At 42.3% G+C, this 19,557-nt stretch carries 15 protein-coding genes; 9 read left to right on the top strand and 6 right to left on the bottom strand.

Annotated features, from left to right (window positions below):
- Window positions 1–702, bottom strand: a complete 702-nt coding sequence (locus R8P61_27465) for an ABC transporter ATP-binding protein (protein MDW3650846.1) — start codon at window positions 700–702, stop codon at window positions 1–3.
- Window positions 703–1,106: 404 nt separating this feature from the next.
- On the opposite strand from R8P61_27465, the gene R8P61_27460 reads away from it, so the two are divergent.
- The 3 genes from R8P61_27460 (at window position 1,107) to R8P61_27450 (ending at window position 4,717) form a co-directional block, all read left to right on the top strand.
- Window positions 1,107–1,970 carry a hypothetical protein gene (locus tag R8P61_27460; protein ID MDW3650845.1) on the top strand — a complete coding sequence of 288 codons (864 nt, stop codon included), beginning with the start codon at window positions 1,107–1,109 and terminating at the stop codon, window positions 1,968–1,970.
- 52 nt (window positions 1,971–2,022) lie between these two features.
- Window positions 2,023–2,265 carry a hypothetical protein gene (locus R8P61_27455; GenBank protein MDW3650844.1) on the top strand — a complete coding sequence of 81 codons (243 nt, stop codon included), beginning with the start codon at window positions 2,023–2,025 and terminating at the stop codon, window positions 2,263–2,265.
- A 154-nt stretch (window positions 2,266–2,419) separates the two neighbouring features.
- Entirely contained in the window at window positions 2,420–4,717 is a 2,298-nt protein-coding gene (locus R8P61_27450; GenBank protein ID MDW3650843.1) for a two-component regulator propeller domain-containing protein, read from the top strand.
- A 3-nt stretch (window positions 4,718–4,720) separates the two neighbouring features.
- Here the strand turns inward: R8P61_27450 and R8P61_27445 are convergent, their stop codons facing one another.
- Complete coding sequence (locus R8P61_27445) at window positions 4,721–5,170, bottom strand: hypothetical protein (GenBank protein ID MDW3650842.1); 450 nt, start codon at window positions 5,168–5,170, stop codon at window positions 4,721–4,723.
- Window positions 5,167–5,556, bottom strand: coding sequence for a hypothetical protein (locus R8P61_27440; protein MDW3650841.1), 390 nt, complete (start codon window positions 5,554–5,556; stop codon window positions 5,167–5,169). Before R8P61_27440 ends, R8P61_27445 begins: the two co-directional genes overlap by 4 nt.
- A 102-nt stretch (window positions 5,557–5,658) precedes the next feature.
- On the opposite strand from R8P61_27440, the gene R8P61_27435 reads away from it, so the two are divergent.
- The 6 genes from R8P61_27435 (at window position 5,659) to R8P61_27410 (ending at window position 11,697) form a co-directional block, all read left to right on the top strand.
- On the top strand, window positions 5,659–6,240 hold the full coding sequence (locus R8P61_27435; protein MDW3650840.1) for a hypothetical protein: 582 nt from the start codon (window positions 5,659–5,661) through the stop codon (window positions 6,238–6,240).
- Window positions 6,241–6,300: 60 nt separating this feature from the next.
- Window positions 6,301–7,035: a DNA repair protein RecO gene (recO, locus tag R8P61_27430; GenBank protein MDW3650839.1), complete on the top strand. Its 735-nt coding sequence runs from the start codon at window positions 6,301–6,303 to the stop codon at window positions 7,033–7,035.
- A 67-nt stretch (window positions 7,036–7,102) separates the two neighbouring features.
- Entirely contained in the window at window positions 7,103–7,678 is a 576-nt protein-coding gene (locus tag R8P61_27425) for a TetR/AcrR family transcriptional regulator (protein ID MDW3650838.1), read from the top strand.
- A gap of 151 nt (window positions 7,679–7,829) precedes the next feature.
- The gene (locus R8P61_27420) at window positions 7,830–8,915 is read left to right on the top strand and encodes a hypothetical protein (GenBank protein ID MDW3650837.1); all 1,086 of its coding nucleotides are present in this window, start codon (window positions 7,830–7,832) and stop codon (window positions 8,913–8,915) included.
- A gap of 386 nt (window positions 8,916–9,301) precedes the next feature.
- Window positions 9,302–10,333: a DUF1266 domain-containing protein gene (locus R8P61_27415; GenBank protein MDW3650836.1), complete on the top strand. Its 1,032-nt coding sequence runs from the start codon at window positions 9,302–9,304 to the stop codon at window positions 10,331–10,333.
- A gap of 32 nt (window positions 10,334–10,365) precedes the next feature.
- Window positions 10,366–11,697, top strand: coding sequence for a hypothetical protein (locus R8P61_27410; GenBank protein ID MDW3650835.1), 1,332 nt, complete (start codon window positions 10,366–10,368; stop codon window positions 11,695–11,697).
- A 2-nt stretch (window positions 11,698–11,699) separates the two neighbouring features.
- Here the strand turns inward: R8P61_27410 and R8P61_27405 are convergent, their stop codons facing one another.
- From R8P61_27405 to R8P61_27395, 3 genes are all read right to left on the bottom strand, one after another.
- Window positions 11,700–14,792, bottom strand: coding sequence for a hypothetical protein (locus tag R8P61_27405; protein ID MDW3650834.1), 3,093 nt, complete (start codon window positions 14,790–14,792; stop codon window positions 11,700–11,702).
- A 31-nt stretch (window positions 14,793–14,823) separates the two neighbouring features.
- On the bottom strand, window positions 14,824–15,225 hold the full coding sequence (locus tag R8P61_27400; GenBank protein ID MDW3650833.1) for a hypothetical protein: 402 nt from the start codon (window positions 15,223–15,225) through the stop codon (window positions 14,824–14,826).
- Between the two features lie 125 nt (window positions 15,226–15,350).
- Entirely contained in the window at window positions 15,351–19,496 is a 4,146-nt protein-coding gene (locus R8P61_27395; protein ID MDW3650832.1) for an AAA domain-containing protein, read from the bottom strand.
- Window positions 19,497–19,557 lie beyond the last annotated feature (61 nt).

Here is a 19,557-nt window from a genome sequence, read left to right as displayed (position 1 = left end):
CTAGGGTTGCGTACGGGTTTCATTATCTTTTATAGATTCAATATTTCCGTCCCGGAGTCGGACGACAGTTTGTGCATAGAGAGCGATATCCTCTTCATGCGTAACCACAATAATCGTATTGCCCTGTTTGTGCAAACGATCAAACAATGCCATGATCTCGTAAGAAGTCTTGGAATCAAGGTTACCTGTAGGCTCATCCGCCAGAATGATAGAAGGGCTATTTACGAGTGCACGTGCGACGGCTACTCTTTGTCTTTGACCACCTGAGAGTTCATTGGGTTTGTGATGTACCCGATCTCCTAATCCAACACTTTCTAGAACTTCCTGAGCTCTTACAGATCTTTTCCCCTTATTAAATCCTGCATAAACCAGTGGTAAAGCTACATTGTCAAGGGCTGTCGAGCGAGGCAGGAGATTGAAGGTCTGGAAAACAAAGCCGATCTCTTTATTGCGTATGTGCGCAAGATCAGCATCATCCATATTGCTTACATTGGTTCCATTTAGAAAGTAGTTTCCATCTGACGGAGTATCCAGACAACCCAGGACATTCATCAGGGTTGATTTTCCTGAACCGGAAGGACCCATAATGGCCAGGTATTGATTAGGATAAATATCTAAAGAGACACTCCGCAAAGCGTGAATCTCTATTTGGCCCATTTGATAGGTCTTGCGAATATTTTCTAATCGGATGATGGATTCCATGGAATAAGATTTTTACTGAGACTTTAAAGGTAAACAGGATTTTTGGATATGTGTTTCTTCAATTTTGTCATTTGCAGATAAAGAGGATAGAAAAGCAGAAAATGAGATTCTTTTCTCTCCTTATTTAATGGCTTTGAGGCTAAGGTTCATTCGCCCATTTTCGACTTAACATCCAAATAGTAATTTATCAGGCATCCTCCTATCCCATTCGACATCATTCTGTAAAAAGCCAAATAATTCAGGAGAACTTGAGATAAAATCTTTCCTAATAATAATTCCACCGATTTTCATTCGTATTAAGATTGTGTCAGGTTCGAATGTGCTTTGCAATTTTGTTAAAGAAAGCCACAAGGCGTAGCTTTGTTAAGCTTATTCCCAGACCTAAGGGTATTTATTCCCTATCCATGAATCGTTCGCTACAGGAAATCCTGTTACTTGCCATTGTGATTCTCATGGGTTTCATTCATACTTCCTGCAATGAAACCTTTATAAACCAGGCTCCCTTCGAGTTGGTGCAGGATACCGTATTCCTGGATGCCAACAATTGGTATCACTTTAGCCCAAGTCCCAGCTTGAGAGATAATGCTCCCATGTTTCCTTTCTCCTATAATATCTTTGAGGGCTATGGAAGTGGTTTTTTGTTACAAGGAAATACGAAAACCTATTATGTTGAGTTTGGGCAGCAGTTGCAAAATGCTCATGTCTTTCTCGATCCTCAGGCCGATCTGGGAGATACCCTGGTAAAATTCTCTGATCGACATTATCATCTACTGATTGACAAAAAGTATGATAATGTCATCCAGGACGAAATTTATTATGTCCTGCGAAGATCCAAGAAAGGAGTCAGAACCCTGGAAGAAAGGGCAGTATGGGTCTTATCCCAGAAGCAGGGCCTTTTGGCGGTCAGTAATTATGAAATCGATTATCGCACAGGAGTCGTAACACTGGATATCGTTGGAGAGCCCAATTATTTCCGCGAAAGCTCCTTTATTCCCCGCATCAAATACTATGATTTTGACCGGGCCTATCATGTAGATCGCGAACGAAACATCATTTATACCTTTGAAAAACATAGCGGACGATTGAAGAGCAAAAACTTTGAAAGAGGAGAAGAATTGTATGAGTACACTTTTAAAAGTGGCCAAATGAGCAAGCTGGTTAACTTTCGAATAGAAACAACTCAAAATACCATTCGGCTGGTCGCAGAAGATTCCTGTTTCCTTTTCAATGAAATGTTAGAATTACAATACAGTCGGCCCTGTGATTGAAGTTTAAGGAATGATTATTGTGCAGTTTTTGTGACCCAGTTCTGTTATTTTCGTGAAGACATTTAGAACCTATATAGCGCGCTTCTATTATAAGTATCTCGGTATCATGCCGGAAGATGACCTACTGGAAACGATTGAGCATCATGGCGGTAAGATTTTTGCGGATGAATTGGCGGCCGGGTCCTATCTTTCTCCTTCACAGGCAGAAAGAAAACTCCAAAAACTCTATGCGCGCGGGATTTTGGAAAAGCATTTTGATTACGATCGAGGCGTTTCTCGCTACTCGTTAAAATAATTTCTTCAATTCGCATTAATGCGACTATCGCAATAGGGCCAGGTTTTCCTGGCCCTGCGTCTTTCAGGACTTTTTTGAGAATAATTTATCCCTAGCAAGGGGCCAATCTTTCTTGTAGATTTGCGCAATGCTTTAAGCATAGAAGCCCAAAGACATGAAGAAATTATTTCTCAGTATATGTATACTGGCTTTTTCCCTGATTAGCTTAGGACAGGGAAATGAACTTGAAAGCTGGACCTCCTACCTCAGCCATACTTCCAGTGTTAAATCCGTTGACAGAAATGGGATCGTATATGCCATCACCCGAGGAGGCATGTTTAGCTATGATCTAGAAAATCGGGAAACACAGGTTTTCTCAACCATAGAAGGCTTAAGCGGAATCAATCCTACCACCATCTTTTATCATACCGATGCAGATAGAGTTTTTGTGGGCTATGCGGATGGTATGATAGATGTCTTTCGCGAGGCCGGGCAATTTGAATACTTCACAGATATTCAGAGAAACAGCTTTTTCACCCAAAAACGTATCAATGCCTTTGCCGGAAGGTCCGATAAACTTTATATCGCTACCGAATTTGGTTTGGTGATTTATGATCTGAATAATGGCTTACCAGAAACAGATGTCGCTCAGTTTGCGAACCTGCCTTCACAGATCAATGTGATCGGAGTAAGTGTCCTGGAAAATCGGATTTGGGTATTGCTGGAAGACTTTGGGCTTTACTCCGCTCCAGCTGATTTCCCCAACTTAAAAGACCCCTCTATTTGGCGGGATGAAAATAATCGGGACGGCTTGACCTCCAGTTTGAATCTTTTGCAGATCGAATCCAATAGCAGCGTCATGATGATGCGTACGCCCAATGCCTTATTGATTCGGGAAAATGGAAGCTGGGGACCTTTTGATCCTTCCAATGAAAAAGTAGATGGATTTACCCTTTCTGAAGATGCCGTATCTGTCTGGCGCATTACCCGTAGTTCGATTTTTGGGTTTGATGGTTCAAGGAGAGATTTTTTCAGCGATGGACAACAAGTAACAGATGTTCACTTTGTTTCCCCGGGCAAATACATCACTTGTACCAATGGGCAGGGTGTACTGGGATTTCTGGATGGTGAAAAATTCAGCCTTTCGCCTACCGGACCTGCTACCAATGACTGCATCCGGATAGCTGTAGGAAATGGTGAAATTTACATTGCCCCCAAAGGCTACAATCAGTCTTTCAATACGGACCCCAATAGACTTGGCGTATATTATTATACGCGAGACAATGGATGGGAAAGACTGTCTGGAGAGTCGGGAGCGCTTGATCCTACAGTTAGCACCAGTTTCGCTAGAGGAATTTATGATTATTCAGCAGGTAAAGCTGTGATGGCGTCCTGGGGAACAGGTTTGGTTGAGCTAAAAAATGGGATTCAAGAGGCTTTTTACAATTGTGAAAATGCAGATCTCTCTGTAATCGCTCCTCCTTGCGATATCAGCAAACTCGATAATGCCCGGGTAAGTGGAATGGACTATGACCTGAATGGAAATCTTTGGGTAAGTCTGGATTTTTCCCAAATTCCGCTCATGGTAAAGAGCCCGGAAGGCGAATGGTTTACAGCCAATTCCAGCCGCATCCCCAATAATGATCACTTTGTGGATATGATTGTGGATGATTTTGGAAGTAAGTGGATCATCAATGAAGATCAAGGTGTTTTGGTTTACAATGATGCACAATCTCCTTTGGATGTCTCTGATGACTGGACCCTGACCTTGAAATCTGGTATCAATCAAGGCGATCTTCCAAGCAATTCCGTTACCTCTTTAGCCAAAGACCAGGATGGATTTATTTGGGTGGGAACCACGCAGGGAGTGGTGGTATTCTTCGATCCCTTTTCCATTTCTCAAAGACAAATTGTTGATGCTCGCCCTCCTGTTTTTGATCGTCGCCCTCTTTTGGGAGAAGCTACCATCAATGCCATAGCAGTAGATGGAGGCAATCGCAAATGGCTGGCAACCAATGATGGTGTTTTTCTGGTTTCGGAAGATGGGGATGAATTAATAGAAACTTTTACTGTAGAAAACAGCCCGCTTCTTTCAAATGTCGTGAATGATGTCGAAGTAGATCAAACGACAGGAGAAGTATTTTTTGCTACCTCTTTGGGACTGATCAGCTTTCAGGGAGATGCCACTGCCGGATCAAGAGAATGTAATGATGTTTTTGTTTTTCCTAATCCTGCTTTTACCGATACAGAATCCGGGATCACGATTCGAGGCTCTGGTACAGGATCCATTGTAAAAATCACAACAGTTTCCGGCCTATTGGTGCGCGAAATTCAGTCGCAGGGAGGAACTGCCGTATGGGATGGAAGAGATGTGCGAGGGGAAAAGGTCCGTTCCGGGATTTATCTGGCCTTAATTGCCGATGACAATGGCGACAATGCCTGTATAGGCAAGTTTTCGGTGATCGCTCGTTAAGTTTCAAGAAGTTGTATCCCAATATACCAATTGGTATTTATCTTCATTTTCAAGCAGATAGATTCGCTGATCCCAGGCATCTTTGAGTTGATAGGCTTTGTAAGGGGGCAAAAGCAAATCAGGAGGATAGGGTAAATTCTTAAACATATCGTTTATCGATCTTGAGAATACTTCTCCGGAAGTCTTCTTTGCATCCACAACAAACATAGGCGGAGTAAAGATCTCCCATTCCTCTAGAATCTCCTCCCATATCAATACCTTTTGATAGGCCTTTATCCAGAAAAGAAGCAGAGACTCAAAAACGGTTTTCTTTCCTACTAAAGAGGCGAGGGATTCTTCGGTTTGAGCTTTGTTAAAATTCTCTTGCCGAAAATATGCTTCTTTATCAAAAGAGAGGCTTTTAGCAATGAAGTCGGGGAAATAGAGCTGTATGTCCGATTCACTAAAATTCATTCTTCTTCGACAGTATTTAGCTCATCCCTCAATTGCTCGGCTTTTTCTTCCTCCGAAAAGAGGGCGTATTCTTCTTTCCTCCAAACGAAAAAATACCAGAATATGGGCATAGAGATAAAGCCCACCAGAATGAAGCGGATAATCCAGAGGGTTTTCGATTTTCGTCCGATGGTTTCGACACCTATCAGCAGGTATATATAATAGGCTAACAAAAGAAGGTAAAAGAGGGTAGTCGAACGAAAGCCATACAGAGAAGGAAAAAGGTAGAAGCCCAAAAAATAAGTGAGGATGGAATTGATCCAGGGAAGGATGAGCAGAAGAGTTATGACCCCCAACGCGATTCGCAATACGTATTCCGTTCCTTTGTCCTGGTCAGTGTGGCTCATGCTCTCATATTAGGCCTAAGAGATTAAGGTATGAATTTATTCCCTAAAGTTCATTTCTCCCCTAAAATCCCTAATTTCGTTTACACTTAAATCCCATATCCTTTGAAGCTCCTTTACCTCACAGAAGATAACCTCAAAGATCGCATGCTGATTCGCGATCTGGTCCACAACTTCAAATTTGAAGAGAAAGCTATTCTCATTCATGATCAATTTGGGGAAAAGCTCAATGATACCCGCTTTGTCAATAAGCGGATATCGGCTTTGTTAAGTGAGGCTATGGTGTATAATAATGCCTTTTCTGCCGATCAGCGGAAGTTTTTTCTGGAAGAAAGAGGAAAGCTTGTTCCCAATAAAGTCTTAATTGAAAAACTCCTTCACCCTATTCAGCTATTGATCCTGGCGCCAATTCTCAAGCAAGGAGAAGAAAGTGTTTTGATCAATCCGCTTGACCTTTTGGGAAGTGTAAGGGAAGGATATGAAATAGAAGAAGTCATCCTTTTCCCAAAAAATGCACTTTCTCCTATGGTCAGTAAAGTAAAGGCTATCAATACAGAAGAAGATCGGGACAAACTGCTGGGGATTTATGAAGAGGAAAAAGAAATTCTGGATCTGGCTTATAAACTCCGTCCCAGTTTGATCGCTTCGGGTGCCAATTATAGCTTGAAGGCTAAGTCGAACCAGTAAATATTCTTTAGAGCCGAATTTTTGCTAATTTTAGGTTCCAGCACAAACTCATTTTCCAACTTGATAAGTAAGACTGAAGGAATCGTATTACGAACGCTCAAACATCAGGACGCCAACCTGATCACCACCATCTATACCAAAGATTTTGGGATCAAAAGTTTTCTGATCAAAGGCTATCGCTCGACCCGTGCCAAGAGTCGGCACAGTTACTTCCAGCCCCTTTCCATCATCGAATGTGTCTTTCTCAATAAGGAAAATCGAAGTCTGCACAAGATCACGGAAAGTAAGATCTCGGTCTACTTAAATGAGGTGCAGACCCAACCCGTCAAACTTTCTCTGGGCCTGGCTATGTTGGAAATCTTTTACGATACCGTAAAAGAAGAGGAGAAAAATGAAGCCCTCTACAATTTCCTGCACAATATCATCACGAAACTGGATCGATCTGAGAAAAGACTGATTCAAATCTTCATTTACTTTCTCCTGCATCATACCCGGCATTTAGGCTTTTTCCCTCACGATCAAAGTGAGGGAGCACAGAGGTTGAGCTTCGACATACGTGCTGGTATTTTTTCTAAAGCCAAACAAAATGAAGATGAAGTAGCTCCTTTTCTTCATCGTTTCATGCATAGCAATCTCGACGAACTTCCGTCTCCATATTCTTGTCAGCAGATTACTTTCGACAGCAATATGAAACGCTTTATCATTAAGACCCTCTTTGATTACTACAAGTTTCATATTGACGGGTTCAAATACCCACAAACCATGAAAGTCTTTGCAGAAGTATTTGGAGAATAAGTAATTTTTGGTCGATTTTTTGCATACCAGCAAGTATGGTCTTATTTTGCTGAATATGGATACCCGGATGAGAATATTAGAACGCGTTTATGAAGATATGCGCGTGAAAGGTTTTCAAGGATTGAGAGCTGATGTAGTGATGAAAAGTATGGATGTCACCAAAGGTGCCCTTTACTATCACTTCAAAAATAAGACCGTTTTGGGGTATGCTATCCTGGAAGAAGTCATTCAGCCCGAATATCTCAAGCCTTATCTTCCACTTTTGGAGTATGAAGGCAACCCTGTTAGCTTTCTACAGTCTATTTTAAGCGGTATCAAGCTCACAACCGAAGCGAAGGACCTGATGCTCGGAGATCCCGTTCATAATCTCGCTTTGGAGATGTCTCCTCTGGACGAAGGCTTCCGAAAAAGGCTGGAAATCATGCAGGACAGCGTGAAAGATATCATTTCGGATGCCTTGTACCGAGGGCAAGTAAGGGGATTTGTCGTCGAAAGGGCAAAACCTGTCCAGATTGCTTCTTTTTTTCAGGCAATGTTGGCCGGAAATTATGGAATGGCAAAGGCCCACCTGGATAAACGGACTTTTGATAGCAATCTCGACATGCTGGCAGAGTACCTGGATGAGTTTCGGGTGGGAGTTTAGGAGAATTCTGGACAAGCGTGTATTATTATTGAAAAAGTGGTTTGGCCTGCAGCCGATTCTCCCTTATTTTCGTTACTATTGAAATACCCTGATTAAACGTATTGGATTTGAGCTAGTCAAATAGCTGAAAATCTTCTGATCTATATCTTTTATGCGGCATTCTTCCTTATTGAGTCTGGTACTTAGTTCACTTCTTTTTTTGATGGCTTGTGAAAGCGATCCAGGTCCGGCTCCCGGTCCGGTTTATGAAGTACCCGAACTCATTCAACCTTATATAGATGCATTTGAATTTGAGGCCAGTAAAAGAGGCCTCGATATCAATATTGAAAATCTACGGGTTGATTTTGGAGAAAATCTCAATAATGGACAAGCCGCAGGACTCTGTACCTCTCCCGTCAACAATGCCAATGTATTTGTCCCCCATATAGAATTGGATACTACTTCTGCCAACTGGCAAAACAATGTATATCATCGTGAGATCCTCGTCTTCCATGAATTGGGACATTGCATTCTGGATCGTCTTCAACACAGAGATGACTTTCTGCCCAATAATAATATATCCAGCATGATGCGTTCTACCGGAGAGCAGGTTTACGGCTCTCTCCTGACTGGCTTCAAACGGGATTATTATTTGGACGAACTATTTTTGGAAGAGCAGGCCGAAACTCCTGAGTGGGCCCAAAATTCGCCCGCCTACAATAGCACGACTTCGACTGCCAGTGTTTTGGACGAAAGTTTTGACGATAATGGCAATAACTGGACAGTTGGAAATTCAGCTCAATCTAGAGCAGAAATTCGAGATGGACTGTACATATTTGAGTCTAAGTCTCCAGAATCAGGCATTTTTGTCCAAAGAAATCAAATTATAGATCAGACACGAGATTTTGAGATAGAAACAAACATCAAAATCGTATCCGGAACCGGTACGAGTATGTTCCAATGGGGCGGCAACAATAGCAGCAATTTTTATTTCCTCGGCTTCAACCGAGAAAGAACGGGAGTCATCGGAAACTGGTCCGTAGGTGTTTCTTCACAAAACAAAATCCCCAGCCTCAATCCCGACGGTTTCAATAAAATTACCATCCGCAAAACGGGAGATTTCTACCATCTTTACGTAAATGAAACTTATCACGACATCCTCGAATTCGAACCCTTCATGGGCAATGCCATTGGCTTCCTGGTAGGTCCGAGTACGGAGATGCATATTGATGATATCAGGATTGATTATTTGGATTAAGCCCTCCTCTACCCTTCCGCTCAGGCTGAGCTCTTCTTTTTGATCTACACCGCGGTGTCATTGAGAGTCAAAATGTTGGGCGAAGCAATCCCCTTGATATCAACCTACTTATTTGGAAGTAAGGAGATTGCTTCACTGCGTTCGCAATGACAGATTATGGGCTTCATTTCCTTTTTTTGCTCTATAACAGAACTGTCATTGCGAGCACAAAACTTGTCCGAAGCAATCCCCTTAAATACTAAAACCTTATCTGAGTCAAGGAGATTGCTTCTCCCGAGGATTGGGATCGCAATGAGAGGCTGTTTGAGGTCTCAGATTGGAAGGTTTCCATTCACCTCTAAATATTATTCGTATTTTTATCGAAGCAAGCTAAATCGGCTTTTCACATGAACGAACCTGCTTTTTCTCCTTACCTCATCGCTGCCCTGGGAATTTTCCTTTTCTATCTGGGTCTACGAGCCGTGAGGCAAAAAAAGATCCTCGGATCTGAAGGAAAAGAGCAAGGGCTCCGTAATCCCGAATATTATGTAAAAGTACTAGCCAGCTTTATAGGCGCAGGCCTGGTACTCTTTTGGGCCGGAACAGAATTCCATAAAATGGGTGGCTGGCTCTATAGCTCTTTGTATAGCCTGATCACGCTGGGAGCACTTTGGTGGCTCATTCGATTTAACAAGATTCGAAATTCAGCCAAGGCAGGTTTACGAACTGCCATGCTTCCTCGCAGGTATAGCAAAGCCAAAGAAAACAGCCCCAATATGTGGAGCATGGCTGCCCTTGCGCTGCTTTATCGGGTTCAGAACCGTAAGCTCTATGTACTCGGCGGCGCGCAACTCAGCAATAGCTCCATGAAGTATGCCCGAAAGCGCTTGAAAAAAGAATGGGATATACAGGATCAGGAGGATTTTGACGAAGTGCAGGATTGGTTGATTACTGAGGGACATAGGACCGAGTTTCTCGAACTCATCCAGCGCATCATGAATAGCTCTCAAAGCGAAATTCAGGACTATCTGGGAGAGGTAAATCGAGGAGAGCATGCCATGTCCACGAAAGCTGAGATAGCTGAAGAAAAAGCAAGAGTGGAAATGATCGAGGAAGAAGGTAGCAAGCTTAAAAATCAGGGCTTTATGGCCTGGGATCAATTGCGATACATGGAAAACTGCGGACTTGGTTACTTGGCGGGATATCTGGATGAAGAAACTGCCTGGGAGAACCTCAATTCAATAGCGACAGCTTTGCAAAGTCGCTATGATTCCTGGAAAGACATGGGAGAAGCTTATCTAATGGGCCGTGAATTTTGGTCTGCCATTGATTATAGCAAAAAAGGAAAGCTGTATGAAAAGACCCTTCATCGACTGCTTTCGGATAAAAGAAGTCCCTGGAACCAAATCAAATGGGACATGCCCTTGTTAAAGCAATAATTTCACCCCTTATTGAGAGCTGAAAGTTAGCTATGCTCCAAAATCTATATCAAAAGCATCCAAAAGAAATCCAATGGACTTTACTGGCCCTTGTATGTGTATTGGAATTTGGTTTGGTAAGTTGGTGGAAACCCGCTAAAGAAGCAGATGCGAACCTGATTCAGTCCTGCTTGATTTTTTTCTCAGGAATTGGAATGGGGATATATGCCATAAGGAAAAGTTTTCAGCCAGCCATCGAAAAGAGTAGCTATTCAAACGCTGAACAAGCACCTCTTTGGGCAAAAATCATCCAATATGCTCTCCCATTTATAGGCATCCTGATTTTGTTACCTATTCTCTTTCCTCTTTTTGAGAAATATGCCATAGCTCCTCAAAACTCGGATATTATCCCCCAAATTGAAATCATGGCCCGGAGGTTTATGCAAGGCGAATTTCCCTATGCGCCTATTCATGATTTTGGTTACGAACTACGCTCTCCTTATATGCCTTTACATTGGGGGCCTTTTGTAGTACCAGAAGCCATGGGCTTCGATGACAGATGGTGGGTATTGGGACTTTGGCTAGCTGCCAGCTTTTTTTTCACCCATATCGCCATCAAAAAAGGAAGAAGCATTTTCCAAAGTAGTATCCTTGCGATCCTACCCGGACTGTTTATCTACCTCTTAGTCCGAAATAATTTTGTAGTCTTTAGCCATACCGTCGAACTCCTTATCCTCAGTTATTATATCTTCCTGGCAGTTGCATTAACGACCGGAAATGTCTGGCTCCTTGGCCTGGCGCTTCTGACGTGCTTACTTTCTCGTTACAGCCTCCTTTTTTGGGCTCCCCTACTCTTTCTTCCCTTTCTCCTTAAGCATCCTAAAGTTGATTTAGTAAAGCTGGGAAGTTTCGTACTGGCTGGTATGTTGATTTTATATGTGATTCCTTTTTTGAGTAAGGATTGGACCATGCCTATGCAAGGTTTGGAACACCATGGAATTGTAACGATGAAAAACTGGACGTTTGAGCCCTGGTTTGGTCCCAATGGAAAGCCAGGAGCCTTGTATAGAGGCACAGGTTTAGCAGCTCTTTTTTATGAGTTCTGGCCAGGTGATGCAGAGGCTCAGGCTGGAGCGGTTCAGAATCTCCAGTTCATCGGCTCAGTCATTTTATTGTTGGGATTTGTCTTTTTGTACTATAGAAAAAAGGACCAAATCCGCGACCGTCTTTTTCTCCTGGGAAGCCTGAAACTCATGTTGACATTTTTTTACAGCTTCCTGGCTCTTCCCATCGATTATTATTTTATCGTACCGATTATGCTAAGCCTGGGGATACTGCTTTATGAAGGGATACATACAGAAGGGAAAGAAAGCCTGCTTACATAAGATTATTTCTTAAGCATTTCCAGCATCTCAATCTCTTTTTGAGAGATTTCCTCAAATCTTTCCGTAACCTCATTCCATTGTCGGCAGATTTCTTCAAACTTTTGTCTAGGGTAAATGGAATTGGTCTGTACAGAAATATTCTGGACATTTCTCAGATAATACTGCCTGGCAGCCTCAGCAAAAGACTTCCCTTCCCGAATCGCCTTCAACTCATAATTTCTAAGTCGAGTTTGTCGCCTTTCCCTCAAGGAAAGTCTAAAGGCCTTCCCATCTCTTTTGTTCCGTTGCCAAAGTTTTTTATCCATCCGCTTCAACTCACGAGAAACATCAAAATTCCGATCCACCCAGGATTCAAGCAATCCCTGAATCAAACGAGACAAGCGGTAATCATCTTTATCGAGGTAGAGTTTTTCTTTGGTACTCTTTTGCGATTGGATGAATGCAAGGACATGCACACATAATTCACCAAACAGACGTGTCTGAGGAGATCGAATATCAAAGCCTCCAATATTATGTTCAAAAACCATATTGAAGAATCCCAATTGCTCTTTGAGTTCGTCTTGAGAAATGCTATGGAAATGCTTCAAATTGATAAACTCCAATACGATTCTGTAAAGAATTGCGTCCCTGGCATCATCTATGGCCCGATCGGTTTCGAGAAATCCCGCTTTCCCCGCCAGAAATTCCTGCAACATTTCCTTAAACTCCCAATTGCTCAGACTCAGATATAAGAAGAAGCCCAAACTGGGAGTAGTCTCATCATGCGTTTCTTCGTATATACTTCTCTCCAAATGCCAGGCAAGCATATTGGCTCCATGCACCTTATGAGGACCTTGTTTTACTTCTATCTTTCCCCAAAAGCCTTCTTTCGATTCCTGTACATATTCATAAATAAAGAAGAATTGCTCTTTCGGAAAGCGACTTTCCATTTCCCGGGCCAGATTTCGACAAACTACTACCAGGGTTTCCTCTGAATAATTGGCGAGATATTTTCGAGGCAACTCATCTTTCTTGATCAGAATTTCATAGGAGCGATGGGAAATATTGTCTTCCGGAAAAGCCAGCATACCTAAAGGCCTTTGCAAAAAGCCATCACTCCCATCAGCTATCTCATGCACTCGATTATCCAGGAAAGTCAGAAAGTCCTGTACTGATCTATAGCGATTAAAAATCTTTCGTGCGATGCTGGGGAGATTGAACCATTGAACGAAAGTAGCCTGCCGCCACTGTGATTCGCCGATGATGAGAAATTCGATCCCAAACTCATTCACTGCGCGGTGGAATTGAGCTGGCTTGAGGAAAAAAGATGGTAGCACTTCTTCTCTCTGGTGGTTGAGGAAAGGGAAATTCAGGATGAGGATGGTTTTTCCTTCGAAATCCTCCAAAATAGATCGCCCATTTTCCATGCCCTTCTCCAAATCAAGAAATCCATAATAAGAAAGATCCCAATAGTCTATGCTTGAACCGATAGCTGCATAGAATTTCTTGATTTCCTCCAAACTCGGCACATCGATGTCGTGATGAAAGACCAGGAGTACATCCGAGGCTTCCGTTTTTCTATAAGTCCGTGTTATACGAATATGAAACGGAATGATCTGTATAGGTTTTGCTTTTAGCGGACTATCCACAGCCCCTATTTCCAGTGTCAGCTCGGCTTTTACATCTTGTAATTCATCCGCCTCTCCTTCTACCTGTAAGAAGAATTCGGAATCTTTATATTCTTCTGCCTTATCTATCTCAAACAAGCGATAGGCAATGATAGACATCGGTTTAAATAGAGGGTCTAATAACTGAAGCGGCTGCTCCTGAGCTAGATTTTCCTCCCATTCTCCAAGCTTAAAACGCGCTTGCATCATCCTCTGCCTATGAATATCCAAATCAATTTCCGGACTGATCAGATTGAGGGTTCTCCAGGAAATCCTTCCTTTTTCTCCCGGTGCCAAACTTCTGATTACCCGGAAGTATTTCAACCTGACCGGATACTGAACTTTAAGGGTTTGCTGGATTCTGGCTAAAGGAAATTCTAAATCCGTTCCGGGAAGGAAAGCTTCAATTTCAAGGCTTACTTCTTTGATAAGTGCCTCTTCCTGAATTAAATGCGGATCTACATGCCTCAATTGGAAAGAAATAGGATCAAAGAAATTTATTCGCTTTCTTTCTTTTATACCAGCTGGTATGATGATATAAGGCTTACTAGGCTTGATCCATTCATTCTCACGGATTCTAAGGCATATAGGGACTTTCTCAGGGGTGGGCATATCAGAAAGATTCTTTATCCCGATATGCCTGATCTGTACTTCCTCTCCGAACTCATAAATGCCATCAGGAAAAGCTTCTTCAAACTCAAATCGTTCAATTTCTATTTCGTGAATCCTGCTATAAACTTCGGGACTATTTACTTTTGTAGAAGTAAGCTGATATTCTACTTTCCCTTCTCTTCCATCAAATCCATGTGATCCATTTTTTCCTCTTTTCCCTTTATTATGCCAGGCGTTTAAGGCATGTATATTTTTATATTCGCCTCCTTTTCCCCCCAATCCTTTTTTGCCAGTTTCTCCGCCAGAAACATCGCAAACAAAATAGCTAAGTAAATATGTTTGGGATTCAGGAACTTCTATTCTGACATGAGCTCCGTCTCCACCATTCCCTCCAGAGCCAGCATTTCCTCCATTCGTGGGAGCACTATGTGGAACCCGAGAATTTAGGCCATGTCCTCCATCACCTCCTTTACCACCGTCCCCTCCACGTGCGATAATCTCTATCTTCTCCCCCATTGCTAGCTCAAGAAATACCTTTTTCCGATCCAAAGGTATTTGTCCCTTGAAGTAATGAATACTGAGTTTAACGGGGATTTTGGATTCCGAATTGGGATCAATATCTTTTTGCCAGACTTCTGCACTGATAAAGATGTTTTTCGCATGACTCCCAGGTTCTCCATGAAAACCTGGATCGCCATGAAGTTTTCGTTTAGAAACTTCGTCCCGATAGTGATTTGCAGGATAATCCCTCCCGGAATTTCCTTGCCTTCCGTTCTTTCCGGAGGCTTTTATTTGATATATGACTTTATAGGCCTTCTTATTAGGACTTTGGGGCATTGTGTTTTAGGATCAAGGACAATGATTGTACTTAATTTAGATATCTTTTAAGAATCTCCAACATTTTCTCTGGAGGAACATCGGTGTTTACATGTTCATGGATCAACTTAATCATGGCATTTACCATTTCCGGCCTAAATCCCAGTTTAAGTCCAATTTGATTTATGAGTTTGGATTCATCATCTGAAACCTCTCCATCCATTTTCATCATAAACAATAGATGATAGAGTATCTTCACCCGATCTTGTTCAGATTTGGGAGGCTCTAGTGGATAATCTTGTGGATTGTTTTCAATTTCTGTGATCTCGGAAGTATCCAGTCCTAATTGTGTGCCTATATCCATAATGAAGCGGGCTTCGTTGGTGTGGATTCTTTCGTCAGATTTTGATAGGCGGATGAGTAGTGATACAAGGGATCTCTTATCTATAGACATGGTTGATACGATTAAATTAGACGCTATAATCTAGTATAAAGTAGTCGAGACAAAAAGTCAAAAAGACCATTTATATATTGTACGAGGATTTAGGAAAAACATTTCAAGAATTCTCCTTTTTCCTCCTATTCTTCTTTTTCCAGCAATTTTAGAATCTTTTCCAGCTCTTTTTCTTTATCCAGCCAGTAATTTCTTGCCCATACCCGATGCACCATCCAGGATTTGGAAGCAAGCAAAAGGGGGCGATAAACTTCTCTTTCCTTAGCACTTTCTCCACTGAAATATTGACTGCCTTCACATTCTATTCCCAGTAAATATTCTCCTTCTTTTTCAGGATCATGTACCGCGATATCCAGCTTAAAGGAAGTATCGCCCAAATTTCGGCTAATCTTATATCCCTGCTTTTCCAGGCTCGTGCTCATAAAGTCAGCAATGGGATTGGGAGAAAATTTATACAAATCCTTTGAGTTTTGAGCATCTAATAAAGATAGGGCCACTTCATCTTGATGATCACTGATTGCCCTCACATATTGCAGGTATTGTTTGAGGTAGCGAGGGCCATCATGTTTCGCTTGCTCGACGTTTAGCTCATGCGGAAGGAAAGAGCAAATTACATAGTTCATTTTTCGGGCGCGACTGATGGCTACATTCAATCGATTTTCTCCGCCCGCCTGATTGAGCAAACCAAAATTGCTGACCAGTTTGCCTTTTTTATTTTTCGCATAGCCGATGGAGAAAATGATGATGTCCCTTTCGTCCCCCTGTACATTCTCAATATTCTTTACAAAAAGCCCCTGATATTCCTCCGCTTCACTTTTCTGCATACTGGCCTGTAGGAGGTTGAAAAGTTTCTTGTCCTCCTGAGAAAGAAACTCCAATTCACGGTCCAGCAAATCTTTGATAAGTTCCTGCTGATGGAAGTTGAAGGTAACGATACCGATGGAAGGATTGTCCGGGCGCTGAATGAGTTTCAACACCAATTCAATAACTCTGCGAGCTTCAACTTCATTTCGATTGCTTTGCCACAAACCTTCTACAGAAATCCATTGAAGGGGAGGTTGTGAAAGTGCGTCATGCTCGGCTGGAGGAATGACCTGCAGCTTTCCCTCATAAAATGCCTGATTGGAGAAATTGATCAAAGCCTCTTCCCGAGATCGATAATGCCAATTCAATTGAGTCTCTGGTAGAGAGGTTTTCGCCAAATCCAGAATACTTTCCACTTCCAGGGCTATTTCATCTTCCACAAATTCGGCATCAGCATCCTCATATTTTACTTTATACAAATCCAGGGGTTGAAGCTGCTTGTCATCTCCAGCGATGACGGATTGTTTTGCTCTCAACATTACTGGAATGGCCCTTTCCACAAAACACTGAGAAGCCTCATCAAAAATGACTACATCGAAAAAATCTGCTTTCATCGGAAAAATAGCCGCTACAGATTCCGGAGAGGCCATCCAACAGGGCATGAGTTTTTGAAGTCCACTTTCCCAGCTTTCACTTACCAATTTACGCACCGACCAAAGCCGCCTTTTTTTGCTGACCTGGTGATGAATCTGACGATAGGTAATGGGATTTTTCAGGCGGTTAAATTCCAGGATGCTGATAATATTTTCCTTAATCCTCCTTTGGATAAGTTCGGTTACTTTCTGCCTTCCTTGTTCAAGCTTGTTCTGATAGTCCTTTGTCTTTCTATTCCAGCCTCTTCCGCTAACTTCACTGAGTATGGGCTGAATCCGTTCTGCATGTTCGATCCAGTAATAATAAAAAGATTGTCTGATCTGATTCAAGAAACTCTTTTCCTCAAGCGTCCTATTTATCTGAGGACGAAGGATTTCCAAAACTTGATTTTCAGTAGGACTAAAGCTGGCCAAATGCGCATCCAGATTTTTGAGGTCATTGAAATCTTTTTTGAAGTGATACAGTAAAGATTTGAAATAAGGCTTTAGTTCTTCCGGAGATTTGATTCCTTCCTGAATCTTTCCGATCTGATCGCGATGTAAATACGTTTGCCAGTCCCGGCCGAAATTACTCAGAGATTTGTTGAAATTTTCCAACGCCTGGATTTGCAACATGCTTTGGCTCCAATCCTCGCTTTCAAAGGTTCCAAAGTTGAATTTCGGTTTATGCTTGGGAAAATAGCTAATGTTGCGGGTGAAGGAATAAGCTTCTAAATGTTGCTCCTTTGCCCTCAACCATTTCTGTTTTTCCTCTTGTGTATCCAACAGGGGAAAGTCACCGAGAAAGGCATCATCGATATACTTCGCATAGAGTCTGTGGAGCCGCTTAAAATGACCCACTTCTTTGTAAAGCTTTTTAAACGTCAGTTCTTCCAGTTTGATCTCATTTCTTTTGCAGATCCGCTTCCAAAACCAGCGTGCGCGAAGGAAATCAAATTGGAGTATGCGAAAGGATTTCTTCTGAAGTTTCTTGAAATTATCTGCATGCTTTATGAGCTCGGCATAGAGCTTCCAATCTCCATCATCCAGGTATTTTCTATCCCTTAGCTTATCAATGCCTTCCTCAAATTTTACAAGGATTTTCTTAAGAGATTCCGGCTTATGCTTTTCCTTATGTATGGCCTCCATGTCTTCGCGAATCCGGTGATTGTTGACATAGATATCTACCTGACGAAAAGCCTTTATTCTTTCGGCATTCAATTCAGCTTCCAAGAGGCGGGTGCCTAATTGCTGACTCAGTCGGAGGTATTCTATATGGAGTTGATCCACATGTATAGGAATCTTTTCCAATAAGCCAGCTATGCGTTCCTGATCTTCATATCCATAATAGCGGAAAGAAATGCGTTTGGACCAGGAGTGTTCTTCTTCAAAAAATTCCGCATAGTCTATGAGTTGTCCCAGCTTCTCAAGCAGAACTGCCAATTGATCCAAATTGATCCGGCGGGCGAGTTCTTCGAATGGAAAATATTTGCCTCCTATCCGGGATCGAAGATACAGTTCATGGGCTGATAGGCCACAATCCTGTCGGCGAGTCAAGGCATCATAGAGATCTTCAAAATCCCTGCTAGCCTGATCTGTTTGTCGGGAAATGAGTTTGTATTCATGTTCCCACTGGGTGATATTCAAATCGCGAATCTCCTTTTGGAAACTCTCGAGCTCATCAATCTGCTTTTTGATTTTGCGGTAAATGTCAGCCCGATCATGTCGATAATCATGTACGAGAACCGCAAATCTTGATAGCCCCAGATTGTGCATACGTTTATACACCACATCCAATGCTGCCCGTTTTTGAGAAACCAGGAGCACCTTCTTTCCATGGGCCATAGCATCTGCCAGGATATTGACGATGACCTGAGACTTACCCGTTCCGGGAGGGCCATGAATTACCAGAGATTCACCTTGTTTGATACGCAATAATGCGGCCTCCTGAGATTGATCCACCTGGGTCACGAAGTATCGCTCTTCTTCTTTTATATAGGTTGCTTTCTGATCAGGACTTGCTATCCCCTCCCCTCTTCCAAACAACTCATCCATTTTGAAGTCATCCAAATGGGATTCGAGGTGGTTATAATCCTGTAAGAGTGCAGAGTCAGATTGAGGGAAAATGCCGAGTACCGCTTGAGATTGAAAAGTCAGAACTCCTGAGCGAAAGGACTCCATTTTCTCCTTGAGGTAGTCGGGGAAAGTATCCAGCTGCTGGTCAAAAAGCCGTGAATTGAAATTCACCTCCAACTCATAGGCTTTTACTTTTTGATATAGCTCGTTGATCCATTCCAGCCAATCATTATTTGGGTCGATCTCTTCTTCCCAGAATTCGTCTTTCAGCCGGCTTTGCTGGTATTGCTCATAAGCCAGAAATAGGGTTCGATTAAATTGAACACTTTCGCCCTCCACACATTCCAATCTCCATCTAGGCCTCCCTTGCAAATTTCTAATCAGTCTCACCGGAAAAAGCAGAACCGGACTTCTGACAATACTCCCATCAATAAACTTTCCCTCCACAAAGGGATATCCAATAAAAAGATCATAAGTCCCTGTCTCTTCGAAAAGGGTATTTACAGATCGATAAATATTGTTGAGTCTTCTATCTGCAAGATTGGTGGGTTCATGGCGCGGGTCCAGTTTCCTGATCAGATTTACACTTTTCCCTGCTAATATCTTCTTCAGCAGCTCTTCCGCAGATTGCGAATCGAGAAATCCCAGATCTTTGAGGTCTATATCACGTCTTTTACTCAATCTCCCCAATTTCAGCGATCGATTTCCCTGGCTGAGATTGGTGAGGCGAAGTTTGTAAGTGTGTATAATCTGACGCATGCGAATCTTGCTGCATCAAATGTACAAAATGAAGAGATAATAAAAATGGCGGCAAGGAAAT

This window comes from Bacteroidia bacterium (genome assembly GCA_033391075.1).
In the GTDB taxonomy this organism is placed as follows: Bacteria; Bacteroidota; Bacteroidia; order J057; family J057; genus JAWPMV01.
The sequence above is the reverse complement of the archived record's forward strand: the minus strand, read 5'-3'. Positions and strand labels throughout refer to the sequence as shown.

Bases quoted from the DNA above. Each gene is read 5' to 3' on its own strand.
- R8P61_27465 (MDW3650846.1), bottom strand. From the start codon at position 702: ATGGAATCCATCATCCGATTAGAAAATATTCGCAAGACCTATCAAATG.
- R8P61_27460 (MDW3650845.1), top strand. From the start codon at position 1,107: ATGAATCGTTCGCTACAGGAAATCCTGTTACTTGCCATTGTGATTCTC.
- R8P61_27450 (MDW3650843.1), top strand. From the start codon at position 2,420: ATGAAGAAATTATTTCTCAGTATATGTATACTGGCTTTTTCCCTGATT.
- R8P61_27445 (MDW3650842.1), bottom strand. From the start codon at position 5,170: ATGAATTTTAGTGAATCGGACATACAGCTCTATTTCCCCGACTTCATT.
- R8P61_27440 (MDW3650841.1), bottom strand. From the start codon at position 5,556: ATGAGCCACACTGACCAGGACAAAGGAACGGAATACGTATTGCGAATC.
- R8P61_27425 (MDW3650838.1), top strand. From the start codon at position 7,103: ATGAGAATATTAGAACGCGTTTATGAAGATATGCGCGTGAAAGGTTTT.
- R8P61_27420 (MDW3650837.1), top strand. From the start codon at position 7,830: ATGCGGCATTCTTCCTTATTGAGTCTGGTACTTAGTTCACTTCTTTTT.
- R8P61_27415 (MDW3650836.1), top strand. From the start codon at position 9,302: ATGAACGAACCTGCTTTTTCTCCTTACCTCATCGCTGCCCTGGGAATT.
- R8P61_27410 (MDW3650835.1), top strand. From the start codon at position 10,366: ATGCTCCAAAATCTATATCAAAAGCATCCAAAAGAAATCCAATGGACT.
- R8P61_27405 (MDW3650834.1), bottom strand. From the start codon at position 14,792: ATGCCCCAAAGTCCTAATAAGAAGGCCTATAAAGTCATATATCAAATA.
- R8P61_27400 (MDW3650833.1), bottom strand. From the start codon at position 15,225: ATGTCTATAGATAAGAGATCCCTTGTATCACTACTCATCCGCCTATCA.
- R8P61_27395 (MDW3650832.1), bottom strand. From the start codon at position 19,496: ATGCGTCAGATTATACACACTTACAAACTTCGCCTCACCAATCTCAGC.